Source organism: Hymenobacter convexus, assembly GCF_030580955.1.
In the GTDB taxonomy this organism is placed as follows: domain Bacteria; phylum Bacteroidota; class Bacteroidia; order Cytophagales; family Hymenobacteraceae; genus Hymenobacter.
The window spans coordinates 191,446-205,116 of sequence record NZ_JAUQON010000005.1; the positions used below are offsets into that span (position 1 = coordinate 191,446).

At 63.4% G+C, this 13,671-nt stretch carries 15 protein-coding genes; 8 read left to right on the top strand and 7 right to left on the bottom strand.

The window, feature by feature from the left end; all coding sequences use genetic code 11:
- The first annotated feature begins 99 nt into the window (after positions 1-99).
- The gene (locus Q4S41_RS12560; protein ID WP_305031467.1) at positions 100-867 is read left to right on the top strand and encodes a YdcF family protein; all 768 of its coding nucleotides are present in this window, start codon (positions 100-102) and stop codon (positions 865-867) included.
- 305 nt (positions 868-1,172) lie between these two features.
- On the opposite strand, the gene Q4S41_RS12565 is transcribed toward Q4S41_RS12560, so the two are convergent.
- Both Q4S41_RS12565 and Q4S41_RS12570 read right to left on the bottom strand, forming a co-directional pair.
- Positions 1,173-1,796, bottom strand: a complete 624-nt coding sequence (locus tag Q4S41_RS12565) for an NADPH-dependent F420 reductase (RefSeq protein ID WP_305031468.1) — start codon at positions 1,794-1,796, stop codon at positions 1,173-1,175.
- A 38-nt stretch (positions 1,797-1,834) separates the two neighbouring features.
- On the bottom strand, positions 1,835-2,593 hold the full coding sequence (locus tag Q4S41_RS12570; protein WP_305031469.1) for an SDR family NAD(P)-dependent oxidoreductase: 759 nt from the start codon (positions 2,591-2,593) through the stop codon (positions 1,835-1,837).
- Between the two features lie 107 nt (positions 2,594-2,700).
- On the opposite strand from Q4S41_RS12570, the gene Q4S41_RS12575 reads away from it, so the two are divergent.
- The gene (locus Q4S41_RS12575; RefSeq protein ID WP_305031470.1) at positions 2,701-3,054 is read left to right on the top strand and encodes a winged helix-turn-helix transcriptional regulator; all 354 of its coding nucleotides are present in this window, start codon (positions 2,701-2,703) and stop codon (positions 3,052-3,054) included.
- 101 nt (positions 3,055-3,155) lie between these two features.
- Here Q4S41_RS12575 and Q4S41_RS12580 read toward each other — a convergent pair whose 3' ends face one another.
- A complete protein-coding gene (locus Q4S41_RS12580) occupies positions 3,156-4,553 on the bottom strand; it encodes an NAD-dependent succinate-semialdehyde dehydrogenase (RefSeq protein ID WP_305031471.1) in 1,398 nt (465 codons plus the stop codon).
- Positions 4,554-4,767: 214 nt separating this feature from the next.
- On the opposite strand from Q4S41_RS12580, the gene Q4S41_RS12585 reads away from it, so the two are divergent.
- From Q4S41_RS12585 to Q4S41_RS12610, 6 genes are all read left to right on the top strand, one after another.
- Positions 4,768-5,328, top strand: coding sequence for an RNA polymerase sigma factor (locus tag Q4S41_RS12585; protein WP_305012399.1), 561 nt, complete (start codon positions 4,768-4,770; stop codon positions 5,326-5,328).
- Positions 5,329-5,335: 7 nt separating this feature from the next.
- Entirely contained in the window at positions 5,336-6,244 is a 909-nt protein-coding gene (locus Q4S41_RS12590; protein ID WP_305031472.1) for an anti-sigma factor, read from the top strand.
- A 136-nt stretch (positions 6,245-6,380) separates the two neighbouring features.
- Positions 6,381-6,920: a heme NO-binding domain-containing protein gene (locus Q4S41_RS12595; RefSeq protein ID WP_305031473.1), complete on the top strand. Its 540-nt coding sequence runs from the start codon at positions 6,381-6,383 to the stop codon at positions 6,918-6,920.
- Between the two features lie 173 nt (positions 6,921-7,093).
- The gene (locus Q4S41_RS12600) at positions 7,094-7,426 is read left to right on the top strand and encodes an arsenosugar biosynthesis-associated peroxidase-like protein (RefSeq protein WP_305012396.1); all 333 of its coding nucleotides are present in this window, start codon (positions 7,094-7,096) and stop codon (positions 7,424-7,426) included.
- A gap of 41 nt (positions 7,427-7,467) precedes the next feature.
- Entirely contained in the window at positions 7,468-8,004 is a 537-nt protein-coding gene (locus Q4S41_RS12605) for a rhodanese-like domain-containing protein (protein WP_305031474.1), read from the top strand.
- Between the two features lie 161 nt (positions 8,005-8,165).
- Entirely contained in the window at positions 8,166-9,032 is an 867-nt protein-coding gene (locus Q4S41_RS12610; protein WP_305031475.1) for a hypothetical protein, read from the top strand.
- Here the strand turns inward: Q4S41_RS12610 and Q4S41_RS12615 are convergent.
- From Q4S41_RS12615 to Q4S41_RS12630, 4 genes are all read right to left on the bottom strand, one after another.
- Positions 8,995-10,359, bottom strand: coding sequence for a glycosyltransferase 87 family protein (locus tag Q4S41_RS12615; protein WP_305031476.1), 1,365 nt, complete (start codon positions 10,357-10,359; stop codon positions 8,995-8,997). The two genes, Q4S41_RS12610 and Q4S41_RS12615, sit on opposite strands and share 38 nt — an antisense overlap.
- Positions 10,349-11,806, bottom strand: coding sequence for a cellulose synthase family protein (locus Q4S41_RS12620; RefSeq protein ID WP_305031477.1), 1,458 nt, complete (start codon positions 11,804-11,806; stop codon positions 10,349-10,351). The genes Q4S41_RS12615 and Q4S41_RS12620 overlap by 11 nt, the downstream gene beginning before the upstream one ends.
- Positions 11,807-11,951: 145 nt before the next feature.
- A complete protein-coding gene (locus tag Q4S41_RS12625) occupies positions 11,952-12,650 on the bottom strand; it encodes a glycosyltransferase family 2 protein (RefSeq protein ID WP_305031478.1) in 699 nt (232 codons plus the stop codon).
- 144 nt (positions 12,651-12,794) lie between these two features.
- Entirely contained in the window at positions 12,795-13,613 is an 819-nt protein-coding gene (locus tag Q4S41_RS12630; protein WP_305031479.1) for a universal stress protein, read from the bottom strand.
- Between the last annotated feature and the right edge of the window lie 58 nt (positions 13,614-13,671).

A 13,671-nucleotide genomic window follows, 5' to 3' on the forward strand; every position in this document is an offset into this window, starting at 1 on the left:
ATTTTACTGCTGCGGTAGAGCCGCTTCGGCTGCGCTCAGCATGACGGTTTATAACCGTGCTCAAAGAACGGCCGCCGCGCAGGTAGCCTACCTTTGGGCATGTTTTTTATCCTCTCGAAGGTCCTCGACCTTGTTTTACTGCCCACGGTATGGCTTTTGGCCCTGCTGCTGGCCGCCCTGCTGGCCCGGCAGCCGCGCCGGCAGCGGCAATGGCTGATGGGGGCCGCCGCCCTCACACTGCTGGCCACCAACCCCGCCCTCACCAACGAGGCCCTGCTGGCCTGGGAATTGCCGACCGTGCCGCTGGCCGCCCTGCCCGCCCGCGCCGATGCCGCTGTGCTGCTCACCGGCATCACCCAGGTCGATAAGTCGCCGCACGACCGGGCCTACCTGGGCTCCGGCGCCGACCGCCTCACCAATGCCCTGTGGCTGTACCGGGCCGGGCGGGTGCGTCGCATCATCGTATCGGGCGGCTCGGGGGCCGTGCTGCAAAAAGCCCACACCGAAGCCTCCGACCTGGCCACCTTGCTGCGCCTGGCCGGCGTGCCCAACTCGGCCATCATCCTGGAGGACAGCAGCCGCAACACCCGCGAAAATGCCCTGTACACCAAGCGCCTGCTGGCCCGCTACCCGGGCACCGACACGCTCATTCTGGTCACCTCCGCCTTCCACGAGCGGCGCGCGCTGGCCTGCTTCCGCAAAGTGGGCCTGCAGCCCATTGCCTTCCCGGCCGGCTACCGCAGCGCCGACCGCAGCTGGTCGCCCGGCTATTGGGCCGTGCCCAACCCCAGCGCCCTGGAAAACCTGAGCGTGCTCATCCACGAAGTGAGCGGCTGGCTGACGTATAAGGTAATGGGGTATTTGTAATGTCGGGTAGTTGGACTAGCGTTGGGGTGAACGTTGATGGCAAATCAGTATTACCGGCTGAATGGAGGAATACCGCACGCTACTTCCCAGCAGGTCGATTGTCAGAAGTGCGCAACCGCGTTGAAGCCCCGCCTGCCGGTCGTTGCTTTGGCCACCCCTTTGAGGTAGGCTTCCGTGGAGGGTGTTAAATAAACAGGGGAACCCCTCCCAACTGAGAGGTTTTCCCCAGCTTGTTTACCAATGCCCGGCTGTGGTTTTCTTGGCCAGCGAAGCAGGCGCGTAGCGAGGCTCGCGCGCCCGGCGCATCATTTGAAATTGACCAGGTCTTTGAATATCAGGTGGCCCCAGCTGTTGCCGTGCGCCTGCACCAGCAGGCCGCCTTCGGAAAGCCTGCCGAGCTTGACCGGTGAAAAACCGAGCTTTTCGGCCAGTGCCCCAATCTGCGTGGCGGCGCCGTCCTCGTCGCTCGCCAGGAACACCACGCGCCGGCCGCCCTGCACAGCCGGGTCTTGGCCCAGAATGGCCGCGCCCAAATGGTTGAAGCCCTTTACCACGCTACCCCCCGTGAAAGCTTGCGCGACGACTTCGGCGGACGACCGTCCGCCCAGTCGCTCCAGGGGTACGCCGTAGGCATTGGTCACATCGACGATGGTTTTCCCCTGCCAGCTCGGCCGCGCCTGGGCGACCGCCGGGTGTACTTCAAAACGCACCGCCAGAAAGAGAACGTCGGCTTCGAGGGCTTTCGCCAGGGTGGCGGGAATAATTTCGGGTCCGATGGCGGCGGCATCGGCGGCAAAGCTTTCCGGGGCGCGCGTGGTGGCCACGGCTACTTCGACGCCCTTGCGGGCAAACGCTTTGGCCAGGGCCTTGCCGATGGGGCCGAAGCCGATAATGGCGTAGCTCGCTGGGGTGGTTTCTTCTTTACTCATGGTGAAAATGACCTTCTGGTCTCGTCTGGTTAACCTTTTTAAAAACCGTACATGCCGCCCGACACGGAAATTTGCTCACCCGTAATCCAGGCGGCTTCATCGGACGCCAGGAAGACGGCCGCTTTGGCAATGTCGGCGGGCTGCCCCCGGCGCCCCAAGGGGGTATTGGCCACAAACATTTTCTCGTAGTCACTGCCCGTCGTGACGCCCGCCGCCGTTGCCCCTTCGGTGTCCGTGGCGCCCGGCAAAATCGAATTGACCCGAATGTTTTTGGCCCCCAGCTCCTTCGATAACGAAACCGTGAGGGCATCCAGGGCCGCCTTCGTGGCCGAGTACAACGAAACGCCCGCCATCGGCGATTTGCTGGCCCCCGAGCTGATGTTGATGACGTTGCCCCCCTTCCCGCCAAACAGGTTCACGGCGGCCTGGATGGTCAGGACGGGCCCTAACACGTTGACGTTGAAATGCTGATGAAACTTTTCGGCCGAGGCCTGGTCGATTGGCAGAAATTGCTGGTACACCGCGTTATTCACCAAAATATCCAGGGTGCCGAACGCCGCGTTGGTTTCGGCAAACAGGCGTGCGACATCGGCCGGGTTCGATACATCGGCCTGCACGGCAATGGCCGTGCCGCCGGCCGCCGCGATGGCGCGTACCACATGGTCGGCGCTTTCTTTGCTGGAGGCATAATTGACCACCACGCGGGCCCCTTCGGCAGCAAAATGGGTGGCAATGGCCGCGCCGATGCCTTTGGCGGCGCCGGTCACGATGGCGACTTTGTTCTGGAGCTTGCTCATTTTCTGATTTAGTTGAAAAATTGAGCTGCAAAGCTAGGATTACAAGGTTCCCTTTGGCAACTTTGTAACCAAAAGTAACAGTAACTCAGAGGTAACCTGGTAACACAATGGAGTGCATTCCTCAGCAATTCGAAGAAAACAAACGGGCCATGCGGGCCATCCAGGATTCCATGGACGTGCTGAACGGGAAATGGAAAATCATCATCATTTCCTCTATCTGCTGCTACAGCAAACGCCGGTTTTCGGACATGTTGACGGACATCCCCGGCATCTCCAATAAAATGCTAAGCAAGGAGCTAAAAGAGCTGGAAATCAACCAGCTGGTCATCCGCACCGTGCTGGATACTCAGCCCATCACGGTGCAGTACGAGCTGACGGAACACGGCAAAACCCTCAAAACAATCATCGATACCCTGACGGAGTGGGGGTTAGCACATCACCGGAATATATTCGGCAAGTAGCTGGTGAGGTTTTTCCAGCCACCGCACGAACCTGACCACCGCCGGCCAGCGCCCCGTTCGACAGGGGCGCGAAGGCAACTCAACCACTTGCCCCCAACTGCTCACTCAACCTTGCGGCCTTCAGCCCCGGCCTCTTTGCCAATCCAAATCGACTTCTGGTTTACAAATTCCCGAATGCCGAGGTAGGAAAGCTCCCGGCCATAGCCGGACTTTTTCACGCCGCCAAAGGGCAGCTCCGGCATCGACTTCACCAGCCCGTTGACGAATACGGCGCCACTTTCAATCCGGCGGGCCATTGCTTCGCCCTTCTTCGCATCGCCCGTCCACACGGCCGCGCCCAGGCCGAAGCGGGAGTCGTTGGCCAGGCGCACGGCGTCGTCGGCGTTTTTGGCCTCGAGCACCAGCGCCACCGGCCCGAAAAATTCTTCGGTGTAAGCGCGCTGGCCGGGCTTAACGTTCGATAAAATCATGGGGCGGAACAGGGCGGTGCCGGGCTTGGCTTGGCCGCCGTTGAGTTCAACTTTAGCACCCTGCGCCACGGAATCTTCCACCTGTTGGGTGAGCTCGTCGGCCAGGTCGGGGCGGGCCAGGGGGCCGTATTGCGTGGCCGGGTCGAGCGGGTCGCCGGGGCGGAAGGCGAGGAGGTGGGTTTTCAGCTGGTTGAGAAAATCCTTGAGCACGGGCTTCTCCACGATAAAGCGCTTGGCAGCGATGCAGCTTTGGCCGCTGTTTATCATGCGGCTTTGGGCAGCGGTTTTGGCGGCCAGGGCCACGTCGGCGTCGGCCAGCACAATGAATGGGTCGGACCCGCCCAGCTCCAGCACCATTTTCTTGATGTGCTGCCCGGCCAGGGCGCCCACCGTAGCGCCCGCACCCTCGCTGCCGGTGAGGGTGGCGGCGCGCACCCGGTCGTCGGCCAGCAGCTTTTCCACCTGCTCAGTGCCAATAAGCAAGGTGCGGAAACAAGCCAGCGGCAGCCCCGCGTCGTGAAATATTTTCTCCAGCGCCAGCGCGCACTGCGGCACGTTGGAAGCGTGCTTGAGCAGGCCCACGTTGCCGGCCATCAGGGCCGGGGCGGCGAAGCGCACCACCTGCCACAACGGAAAATTCCAGGGCATGATGGCCAGCACCACGCCCAGCGGCTGGTAGCTGATAAAGCTGCGGCCGGCGTCGGTTTCAATCACTTCGTCGGCCAGAAAGCCCTCGGCGCGCTCGGCGTAGAAGTCGCAGCAGGTGGCGCACTTCAGAGCTTCGGCGCGGCCGTCGGTCACGGGCTTGCCCATTTCCAGGGCCATAAGGCGGGCCAGCTCGTCCTGGCGCTCGCGCAGCAGCGCGGCGGCCCGGCGCAATACGCTGGCGCGGTGGGCGAAGGTGGTGGCCCGCCAGTCGGCCGCCGCGCGGTGCGCCTGGCCGAGAATGCGCTCGGTTTTGGCCCAGCTGAAGGCGGTGAAACGGCGCAGCACGCGCCCGGTGTGGGGGTTGAAGGACTCGATGGGCATGGGGGGAGGTAGGGGAGGTGGGGAGTTATGCGGGCGGCCGGGCGCTCCTGTATAACGTTCTTTTTCTATCCCATACTCAACCCCGCGCCGGCTTGTTCGGTTACGCACACGGCAGCGGCCGTATACGGCGCTGGCAATTGGCGGGCACCGCCGTATTTTCGTGCGCTTTGCATGATGCCCGTTCCGGCTTCATTTCTCACTTTCAGTCACTCCCGTGTCCGATACATCTTTAATCTCTCTCCCACCCGCCGCCGAGGCGGACCTCGTCCGGCGCCTGCAGGCGCGCGACGAATCGGCCATGACGCTGTTCTACGACCGATATTCGGCGGCGCTCTACGGCGTCATTTTCCGCATTGTGAAGGCCGAAGACGAAGCCGAGGACGTGCTGCAGGAAGCGCTGGTCAAAATCTGGCACGCCTTTGCCAGCTACGACGCCAGCAAGGGCCGCCTCTTCACCTGGGTGCTGAATATTTGCCGAAATCTGAGCATTGATAAAATCCGCTCACGGCAGCACCGCGTAGGTAGCCGCACTCAGGGACTGGATGATAGTCTGACCGCGCAACGCCAAGCAGCGCCCACGACCTTCCGCCCCGAGCACATCGGCCTGCAGGAAATCACCCAAAAGCTGGTTCCCGAACAACGGCAGATTATCGACCTACTCTACTTCGAGGGTTTCACCCAAAGTGAAGTGGCGGAGGAGCTGAACATCCCCTTGGGGACGGTGAAAACCCGTGCCCGCACCGCCATCAAAGTCCTCAGCAAACTTATTCGCTAATTCAATCGTGGAAAACATCCAAGACTATATAGAATCGGGCATCCTGGAGCAGTACGCTCTCGGAGAGCTTTCGCCGGCCGAGCAGGCTGCTGTGGAAGCCGAAGCCGCCCGGCACCCGGAGGTTCGCGAGGAGTTGGCCCAAGTGCAGCAAGCTTTTGGTTTTTACGCCGAAGCCCATTCCATCACGCCTCCGGCCGGCCTGCGCGAGCGGGTGCTCGGCCACGTAATGGCCCAAATTGCGGCGCCCTCCGTCACGCCGAATGCCTCCTTGCGTGCCGACGTTGATGCCGCCGCTCAGGCGCCCCGCGCCACGGCCGTCCCGGCCCAGCCCACTGCTGGTGAAGCCACCGTTCGTCCCTTCACCCCGGCAGCCGAGGCCCCCGCGGCTTCGCGCTCCCTGTGGGCCATGGCTGCTTCGGTGGCCCTGCTGTTGAGCCTGGGCGTTAATGCTTTGCTGTATTCGCGCTGGAAAGATGCCAGCTCCGAGCTGGTGGCCATGCAGAGCGAGCAGGCGCGCTTTGCCACCACCACGCAGGTGGTGCAGCGGCAGCTGGGCGAGCTGCGCCAGGAAAACCAGGTGCTGCGCAACGACGAGTTCAAAGCCGTGGCGCTGGCTGGTACCAAAACGGCCCCCACGGCCCACGCCCGCGTGCTTTTCAACGCCGCCACTCACAAAGTGTACGTAGATGTGCGCAGCCTCCCGGCCCTGCCCGCCGGCAAGCAGTACCAGCTCTGGGCCCTCGACAAAGGCAAGCCGGTGGATGCCGGCGTGCTCACGGCCAGCACGGCTTCGGGCCAGGGCCTGCAGCCGATGAAAGACATTGCCAGTGCCCAAACCTTCGCCATGACCGTGGAGCCCGAAGGGGGCAGTGTGAATCCGACGCTGAGCACCATGACGGTAGTTGGCAATATTTAAAGAAACAATGTGCCTGGCTGAGCGGTAGCATGTCTGCCGCCCCGCGCGTAACTGCCAAACCGTTACCGCCCGTTGGCCCGCCCGGCCGATGGGCGGTAATTGTTTAACAGCCCCAACCTCAACCTCTGTTTAGTTTATGCACGGCACCATCCTTACATTGCTAAAACGCTACGTGCAAACCCAATACGACCACAGCACGTGGGTGAAGCTCATGGAGCTTTCGGGCCTGGAGCATGTCGAGTTCGACCACAAAACCGTGTACCCCGACGAGCACATTTACGCCCTGGTGGGCCACGCGGCCGAGATGACCGGCATCCCGGCCGGGGAGCTACACGAGAAATTTGGCGAGTACCTCGTGCCCGACCTCATGTACATGTACCAGAAGCTCCTCAAGCCCGAATGGAAAACGCTCGACATGCTGGAGCACACCGAGCTGACCATGCACAAGCAGGTGCGCCAGGAACACACCGAGAATTCGCCGCCCGTGCTTGATGTTACGCGCCTGAGCGCCAATGAGCTGTATATTGACTACGTGTCGCCGCGCCGCATGGGCGGGCTGGCCGTGGGCATTGTGCGCGGCCTAGCTACTTATTACGACGAAGCCGACCGCATCGACGTGCAGCCCACCACTACCGAAGACGGCGAGCGGGTGCGAATCCACGTGCGCCGCCGCTAGCGTAGTTTCGGATATGAAATAAATTAGCACGTCATGCTGAGCGAAGCCGAAGCATCTCTACCGCTCCGTTGAGTCGATTGGATTACCACCGCGGTAGAGATGCTTCGGCTTCGCTCAGCATGACGTTCTTTATACTTTGTTTCAAATACTCACGTTATTCCACCTTCCAAACAATGAGCTCCTACTACAACCCCGCCGACCTGGCTAAATTTGGTAAAATCAGCGACTGGCAGCCCGAAATGGGCAAGAAGTTCTTTGACTATTACGGCGAAGTATTCAAGGAAGGCGCCCTCACGGAGCGCGAAAAATCCCTGATTGCCTTGGCCGTGGCCCACGTGGTGCAGTGCCCGTACTGCATCGACGCTTACACTTCGGATGCGTTGCAAAAAGGGGTGGACGAAGCCGAAATGATGGAAGCCGTGCACGTGGGGGCCGCCATCAAGGGCGGAGCCACCCTGGTGCACGCCACCATGATGATGAACAAAGCCAAAGAACTGTCCATGTAAGCCGGCGGGCGGGGCCGGTGCTGGCCCCGCCGCCTCTCGGTATGTATTTCCCCCTTTTTGCCTGTTCGTGCCTGTGCCTGGGGCTGTTTGGCCTGAGCAGCTGCAGCCCCGACGACGCCAGGCGCCCCGCCGGCTCGTCCTCGGCCTACGATAGCATGCTGCGGCTGCTCTACAAGCACACGGTGCCCACAGTGGCCCCGGCCACGCTGGCGCAGGAAATCAACTCGCCCACGGCCCCGCTGCTGCTCGATGCCCGCAGCGCGGCCGAATACAACGTGAGCCACCTGCGCGGCGCCGAGCTGGTGCCCTACGATTCGGTGCCCACGGCCGAGTTTGCGGGCGTGGACCGCAGCCGGCCGGTGGTGGTGTACTGCTCGGTGGGCTACCGCAGCGAGCGGCTCGGCGACCGGCTGCGGGCCCTGGGTTTTGCCCACGTGCGCAACCTGTACGGCGGTTTGTTCGAGTGGGTGAACGAGGGCTACCCGGTGGTGAATGCGGACGGGCCCACCCACAACGTGCACCCGTACTCGGCCCTGTGGGGGCCGTGGCTGAAGCGCGGGCGTAAGGCTTACAAGTAGCCACAAGGGGGACTTTTACGACGGCGGTCAATCTGTGGGGGGCTTTTTTCGCGTATGCATTTGTCGGCCGCGCGGCATTAGCCAAATGAAACGGTGCCTTTCCGATACATTTGCGGCCAATGCAACTTCCTTACATGCTTCGCTCCCCGCTTCGAACAGCCTTGCTTCCATTGGTTTTCAGCGCGACGCTGTTGGGCTGCAATGCCCCGTCGAAGGAAAAAGTGGAAAAGCGGGCGCCGGCCTCGGCGCAGGCGCTGCAGGCGGTGCTGCCCTACTTCGACCAGGGCTGGGCCATGAACAAGCTGTGGGAAGACGGCCTGGCCGAGGTAGCGACCTACGATGCGGAGCGCGTGATTTACAAGAAGAAGCGCGCGTTCGAGTACACGATGATTACGGTGAAGGAGGAATTTAACCAGGAATTCAACGTCAAAACCGACGACTACAAGCGGAATGACTTGTTTCCGGTGATGAAAATCAACCAGTTTTGTTCCATTCCGGCCGACCAGTACCCGTACCACTACCTCACGTCGCTCTTTTTCCGGCGCGACCAGCCCGTGGCGCTTTATAAGATGACCACCTCCTCGCAGGAGTGGTGCGGCAACACGTTCAAGTCCCTCATCGACGACGGCGTGAACTTCGAAATGTGGTACCACTCGTACTGGGACGGCGAGGGCAGTAACAGCCGCGACCTGCGCCGCGACGTGTTTCTGGAGGATGCCTTGCCCTACACCCTGCGCAGCCTGAAATTCGACCAAAAACCGGCCTTCGACCTGACGGTGCTCGACCTGCAGCAAACCAACCGCGCCAAGCCGCCCGTGTACTACCAGGCCCACCTGACCACGGCCAAAGCGCCCGCCGACAAACTAAACCCCGCCGCGTGGCGCGTGACCGTGCAACTGGCGCCAGACAAAGAGAATACGTATTTATTTGCCACAGAATACCCCAATCTGCTGCTGCGCCAAACCACCTGGGATGGCCGCACCCTGCAGCTTAAAGCGCAGCGCCGGTACGCTTACTGGCCCAAGTAGCGCGCAGCTCCCAGGCCAGCACGGCGTACGTGCCCGCATATTCCAGCGCCACCAGCCAAAGGTTTTCGGAGTAAGCGGACGTTTGGTAGGCGGCGTAGGAGAGGACGGCCAGCCCGCCCCACACCCGGGCGTAGCGAAAGTGCGTGAGCGTGCTCAGGCCCACCAGCAGCGTGAGGTACCAGGGGTGCACGGTGGTGGCCGCCGCATAGTAGGCCGTGAGCATGAGCAGCAGCGTCGGTACCAGTGAAGCCAGCTCCCGGCGCCGCTCCCGCCAGGCCAGCGCCAGGCCCGCCAGCCCGCTCAGGATGGCCAGACCAGGGCCGATAATGGCAATCTGGTTGTAGGTGGTGAGCCAGATGCCGATGGGCCGCAGCAGGTAGTAAAGGCTGGCATTAAACTCGAAGCTGCGGAAGTAAAGCTTGAGGCTGCGGGCGATATTGATAAATAAATCAACCGATAAGAACGGCCCGAACAGCAGCGCCACCGTGCCCAGGCACAGCGCCGCGTAGGCCGCGAAGCGCCGCCCGCCCAGCCGCCGCACCAGCAGCGGCAGCACCAGCAGCGGCAGCAGCTTGGTGGCCACGCCCAGCCCCAGCGCCACCGCCGAACCGGCCCATTTCTGCCGGCTCAGGAGCCAAATTGCCAGCAGAATAAAGCCGAACACCAGCCCCTCAAAATGCAGGTTGCCGGTGAGCTCCACCACGACCAGCGGGTGCAGCAGGTAGCTCAGCGCGCGGCGCGCCGGCCAGCCCAGCGCGGGCAGCAGGGCCAGCAGGAGCCACGCCGTGCCCACTTCCGCCGCCAGAATAACCACGCGCAGGCAGGCCGCAAAACCCGCATCGGAAGTCGGAAACAACTTGGCGGCGGTGCCGAATACGAACTGGCAGATGGGCGGATACACGGAGTAGTAGTGCGGCGAGTTGAGCTGCCGGTACAGCTGCTGCAACTCGGGCAGCACGGCGGCGCGGGCGGCTTCGCGGGGCACGGCGGTGCGGGCGCCGTCGGCAATGAGCTCATCGGGCCGGAAACGGAAGGGGTTCACGCCGTTGGCCACCAGCAGGCCGTCCCAGCGGAAACGGTAAAGGTCGTCGGACAGGGCGGGCATGGCGGGCAGCCACAGCAGCCGGAACATCAGTGCCGCGCCCAGCCCCCAGCGCAGCGGCAGCCGCGTGCGCAACAGCCACCAATACGCCAGCCCCGCCACCGCAAACAGCCCCACCAGCTGCCCAAATTGCACCCGTGGCGTGGCGTAGGCCAGCGCCGCGTAGGCCGCGCCCGACAGCAGCAGCGCCGCGCATTGCGAAAGCGAAGGAAGCTTAACGGGCATGGCGCACCGAATAGTAGAAAATGGCTGCGAACCCCACCGTGAGCAAGGTGTGAAAGGGCAGCAGCCCGAAATCATCAAAATAGATGCCCGCGCCCAGCCCAAAGGCAAAGTACGCCGCCAGCAACCCCTCCAACGCCACCAGCGGGCCCACGCCGCCCGTGCGGTAGCGCCGCCGCCGGGCCACGGGCGCGGTGCCAGCCTTGGGCGTCCGCACGAAGGGCGTGCGGCGGCCCAGCCAGCCCAGTATTACGGCCCGGGCATTGTGCAGGGCCAGGCCCATCGACACCGACAGAAACAGCAGGAAGAAGCCCGGGTAGCGCCACAGCGGCTTGTCGGGGTGGGCCAGGCGCCAGGCCGAATAGTAGTAGTAGATGAGCGGCGTGAACCCCACCAGAAACACCGATGCCAGCTGGAAAACCACCTTGTATTCGTGAAACTGCGCCCGCACGAACACCAGCGGTACGCTCAGCAACGCCATGAGCATGATGACGATGTAGACGCTGCTGTTGAGCAGGTGGAAGGTGGCCTGCAGCTTCACGGCCAGCGGCTGCCGGGAGCGCCACATGGGGCCGAGGTGCTTGTGGGCGGTTTCGGCCGCGCCCTTGGTCCAGCGGAACTGCTGCGACTTGAGGGCGTCCATCACCGCCGGCAACTCGGCGGGTGCCACTATTTCGGGGCGGTACACGAAGCGCCAGCCGCGCAGCTGGGCGCGGTAACTCAGGTCGAGGTCTTCGGTGAGGGTGTCGGTGTGCCAGCCGCCGGCATCGTCGATACAGGCGCGCCGCCACACGCCGCCGGTGCCGTTGAAATTGATGAAAAAGCCGGCAAAGGTGCGGCCCACCTGCTCGATGAGAAAGTGGGCATCGAGCCCAAAGGCCTGCAGGCGCGTGAGCAAGGACTCGTTCTCATTGAGGTGGCCCCAGCGCGTTTGCACCACGCCGATTTTTTCATCCTGCAAAAAATACGGAATGGTGCGCCGCAGGAAATCGGCTTCGGGCACGAAATCGGCGTCGAAAATGGCCACGAATTCGCCGTCGGTTTCTTCCAGGCCGTGGCGGAGGGCGCCGGCTTTGTAGCCCTCGCGGCTGGGGCGGCGCACGTGGCTGATGCGCAGGCCCCGGGCGGTGTGGTAGGCCACGCGGGCGGCGGCCAGGCCAATGGTGGCGTCGGTAGAGTCATCGAGCACCTGAATGTGCAGCAAATCAGCCGGGTAGTCGAGGGCGGCGGTGGCATCAATGACGCGCTCTACCACGTTCTGCTCATTGTAAAGCGGCAGCTGCACCGTGACGCGCGGCCACGCGGCGGGCACCGGCGGGAGCGGGGCCGGCGGGGCCGCGTTGGCGCGCCGCGCCAGCCGCGTGAGCTGCCACTGGCCCAGGCTAAACCCCAGAATAAACAGCAGGCACAGGCCGTAAACCACCACCAGCAAAATGGGCAGAACCGGCATCAGCAAGCGAGGAGGGGAGAAATTGGCAACATTAAAACGCTTGTCATCCGGAGCGCAGCGAAGGACCTTATCCCGTTGAAAAAACTAACTCGAACGTGAGAAGGTCCTTCGCTGCGCTCAGGATGACAGATACTTATGAAGCGCATTACCAATACCGAAAGATGGTCCAGAGAATTTTGTAGCCGGCCCCCAGCGTGCCCCGCACCGTGCCCGACACCTTGCTGGTGCCAATGCGGCGGCGGTAGCGCACGGGCACTTCGGCCACGCGCAGGTTTTGGCGAAAGGCTTTCACCTGCATTTCCACCGTCCAGCCATAGGTTTTGTCATCCATGCCGATGGCCAGCAGGGCGGGGGCGAGGACGGCCCGAAACGGCCCCAGGTCGGTGACATTGCCCTGGTAGCGCAGGTTGAGCAGCCGCGCCGCCAGCCAGTTGCCGAACCGCTGCTGGGGCAGCAGGGCGCCTTTTTCGCGTTCGCCGAGGGCCCGCGAGCCAATGACCAGGTCGGCCTCCCCGCGCAGGAGCGGGGCCAGTAATTCGGGCATTTGTTCGGGGTAATCGGAATGGTCGCCGTCGAGAAATACGACGATGTCGGGCCAGTCGGATTGCGGGCGGCCGAAGGCGTGGGCCATGCCGGCCAGGCATGCGTGGCCGTAGCCGGGGCGGGGCTCGCGCAACACCGTGGCCCCGCAGGCGCGGGCAATGGCGCCGGTGTCGTCGGTCGAATTATTGTCGACCACAATGATTTCCTGCGCCAGGCCGGCCGGGATTTCACTCAGCACCAGGGCAATGGCGCCGGCTTCGTTGTGGGCCGGAATGATAACGCTGATGCGGGGCTGAGGCATGAAATGGGCGGTGCGAAGACGCGGCGCCGCCAAACGAAAAGGCGGGCCCGGCGCTATGTGCACCACAAAGATGCCCCTGCCGCCGGAAAGCCGCACCGGGCTGGCCCGGCACGGCGGCCTTTTTCCCCGACAGTTTCGTTTCTTCTACTGCGCTGGCAGCACCAGCACCGGCAGCTTGCTCTGCAGCAGCACCTGCGCCGTGACGCTGCGGTGGAAAAGGCTGCCCATGAAGCTGCGCCGCCGGGCAATGAGCATCACCAGGTCGTAATCGGCGGGTTGGGCGGCCTCCAGAATGCCCGTGGCGGCATGAGCGCTGACCACGGTGTGGCACGGCGCCGGGGCCAGGTCGAGCACCAGCCCGGTCCGCATGACCGAATCGAGCACCAGGGGCGGCAGTTCGTCGGGGCCGGTATCGGGCACGACGTGGAAAATGGTGACCTCCGCCCCCAGGGCTACGAGCAGGTGATGGATGGCACCGGCATGCTCGCCGAGGGCGAAGGGGTGCCCATCCACGGCCAGCAGCACGCGCCGGGGCAAGGCGGTGCTGGCCACGCCGTGGGGCACCACCAGCATGGGGTAGGGCGCCGTGCGCAGCAGGTCGAGCGAGGTGGTTTGGACCAGTTCGTCGGGGGTGTCGGAGTAGTCGGGGCGGCCCAGCACCACCAGCAGTGGGTGGTGGCGGCTCACGGCGTCGGCCACGGCGTAGGCCACCCGGCCGTGGCCCACTTCGGCCACCACGGGCACGGGCAGGTTGCTGGCCACGCTGTTCAGGGCCAGGGCCACGGCTTCCTGGCTCAGGTTGGAAAGCCCGCCGGTAAACGTCTCGGGGTCGAGGATGGAATCGCGGCGCACGTGCAGCAGCACCAGGCGCGCGTTGAGCGGGCCGGCCAGGTTGGTGGCGTAGTCCAGGGCCTTGTTGGCGGCCTGAAAAAAGTCGGTGAGGATGAGCAGCGAAGCGTCCATGGAGGCAGGCAAAAACGGAATTGGTTCCCTGCACAAAGCACGCGCCTCGGGCGGACGG

Excerpts from the sequence above, each read along its gene's own strand:
- Q4S41_RS12605 (WP_305031474.1), top strand. The coding sequence starts at position 7,468 with ATGTATTTCCCCCTTTTTGCCTGTTCGTGCCTGTGCCTGGGGCTGTTT.
- Q4S41_RS12600 (WP_305012396.1), top strand. The coding sequence starts at position 7,094 with ATGAGCTCCTACTACAACCCCGCCGACCTGGCTAAATTTGGTAAAATC.
- Q4S41_RS12565 (WP_305031468.1), bottom strand. The coding sequence starts at position 1,796 with ATGAGTAAAGAAGAAACCACCCCAGCGAGCTACGCCATTATCGGCTTC.
- Q4S41_RS12560 (WP_305031467.1), top strand. The coding sequence starts at position 100 with ATGTTTTTTATCCTCTCGAAGGTCCTCGACCTTGTTTTACTGCCCACG.
- Q4S41_RS12595 (WP_305031473.1), top strand. The coding sequence starts at position 6,381 with ATGCACGGCACCATCCTTACATTGCTAAAACGCTACGTGCAAACCCAA.
- Q4S41_RS12570 (WP_305031469.1), bottom strand. The coding sequence starts at position 2,593 with ATGAGCAAGCTCCAGAACAAAGTCGCCATCGTGACCGGCGCCGCCAAA.
- Q4S41_RS12630 (WP_305031479.1), bottom strand. The coding sequence starts at position 13,613 with ATGGACGCTTCGCTGCTCATCCTCACCGACTTTTTTCAGGCCGCCAAC.
- Q4S41_RS12575 (WP_305031470.1), top strand. The coding sequence starts at position 2,701 with ATGGAGTGCATTCCTCAGCAATTCGAAGAAAACAAACGGGCCATGCGG.
- Q4S41_RS12580 (WP_305031471.1), bottom strand. The coding sequence starts at position 4,553 with ATGCCCATCGAGTCCTTCAACCCCCACACCGGGCGCGTGCTGCGCCGT.
- Q4S41_RS12620 (WP_305031477.1), bottom strand. The coding sequence starts at position 11,806 with ATGCCGGTTCTGCCCATTTTGCTGGTGGTGGTTTACGGCCTGTGCCTG.
- Q4S41_RS12625 (WP_305031478.1), bottom strand. The coding sequence starts at position 12,650 with ATGCCTCAGCCCCGCATCAGCGTTATCATTCCGGCCCACAACGAAGCC.
- Q4S41_RS12615 (WP_305031476.1), bottom strand. The coding sequence starts at position 10,359 with ATGCCCGTTAAGCTTCCTTCGCTTTCGCAATGCGCGGCGCTGCTGCTG.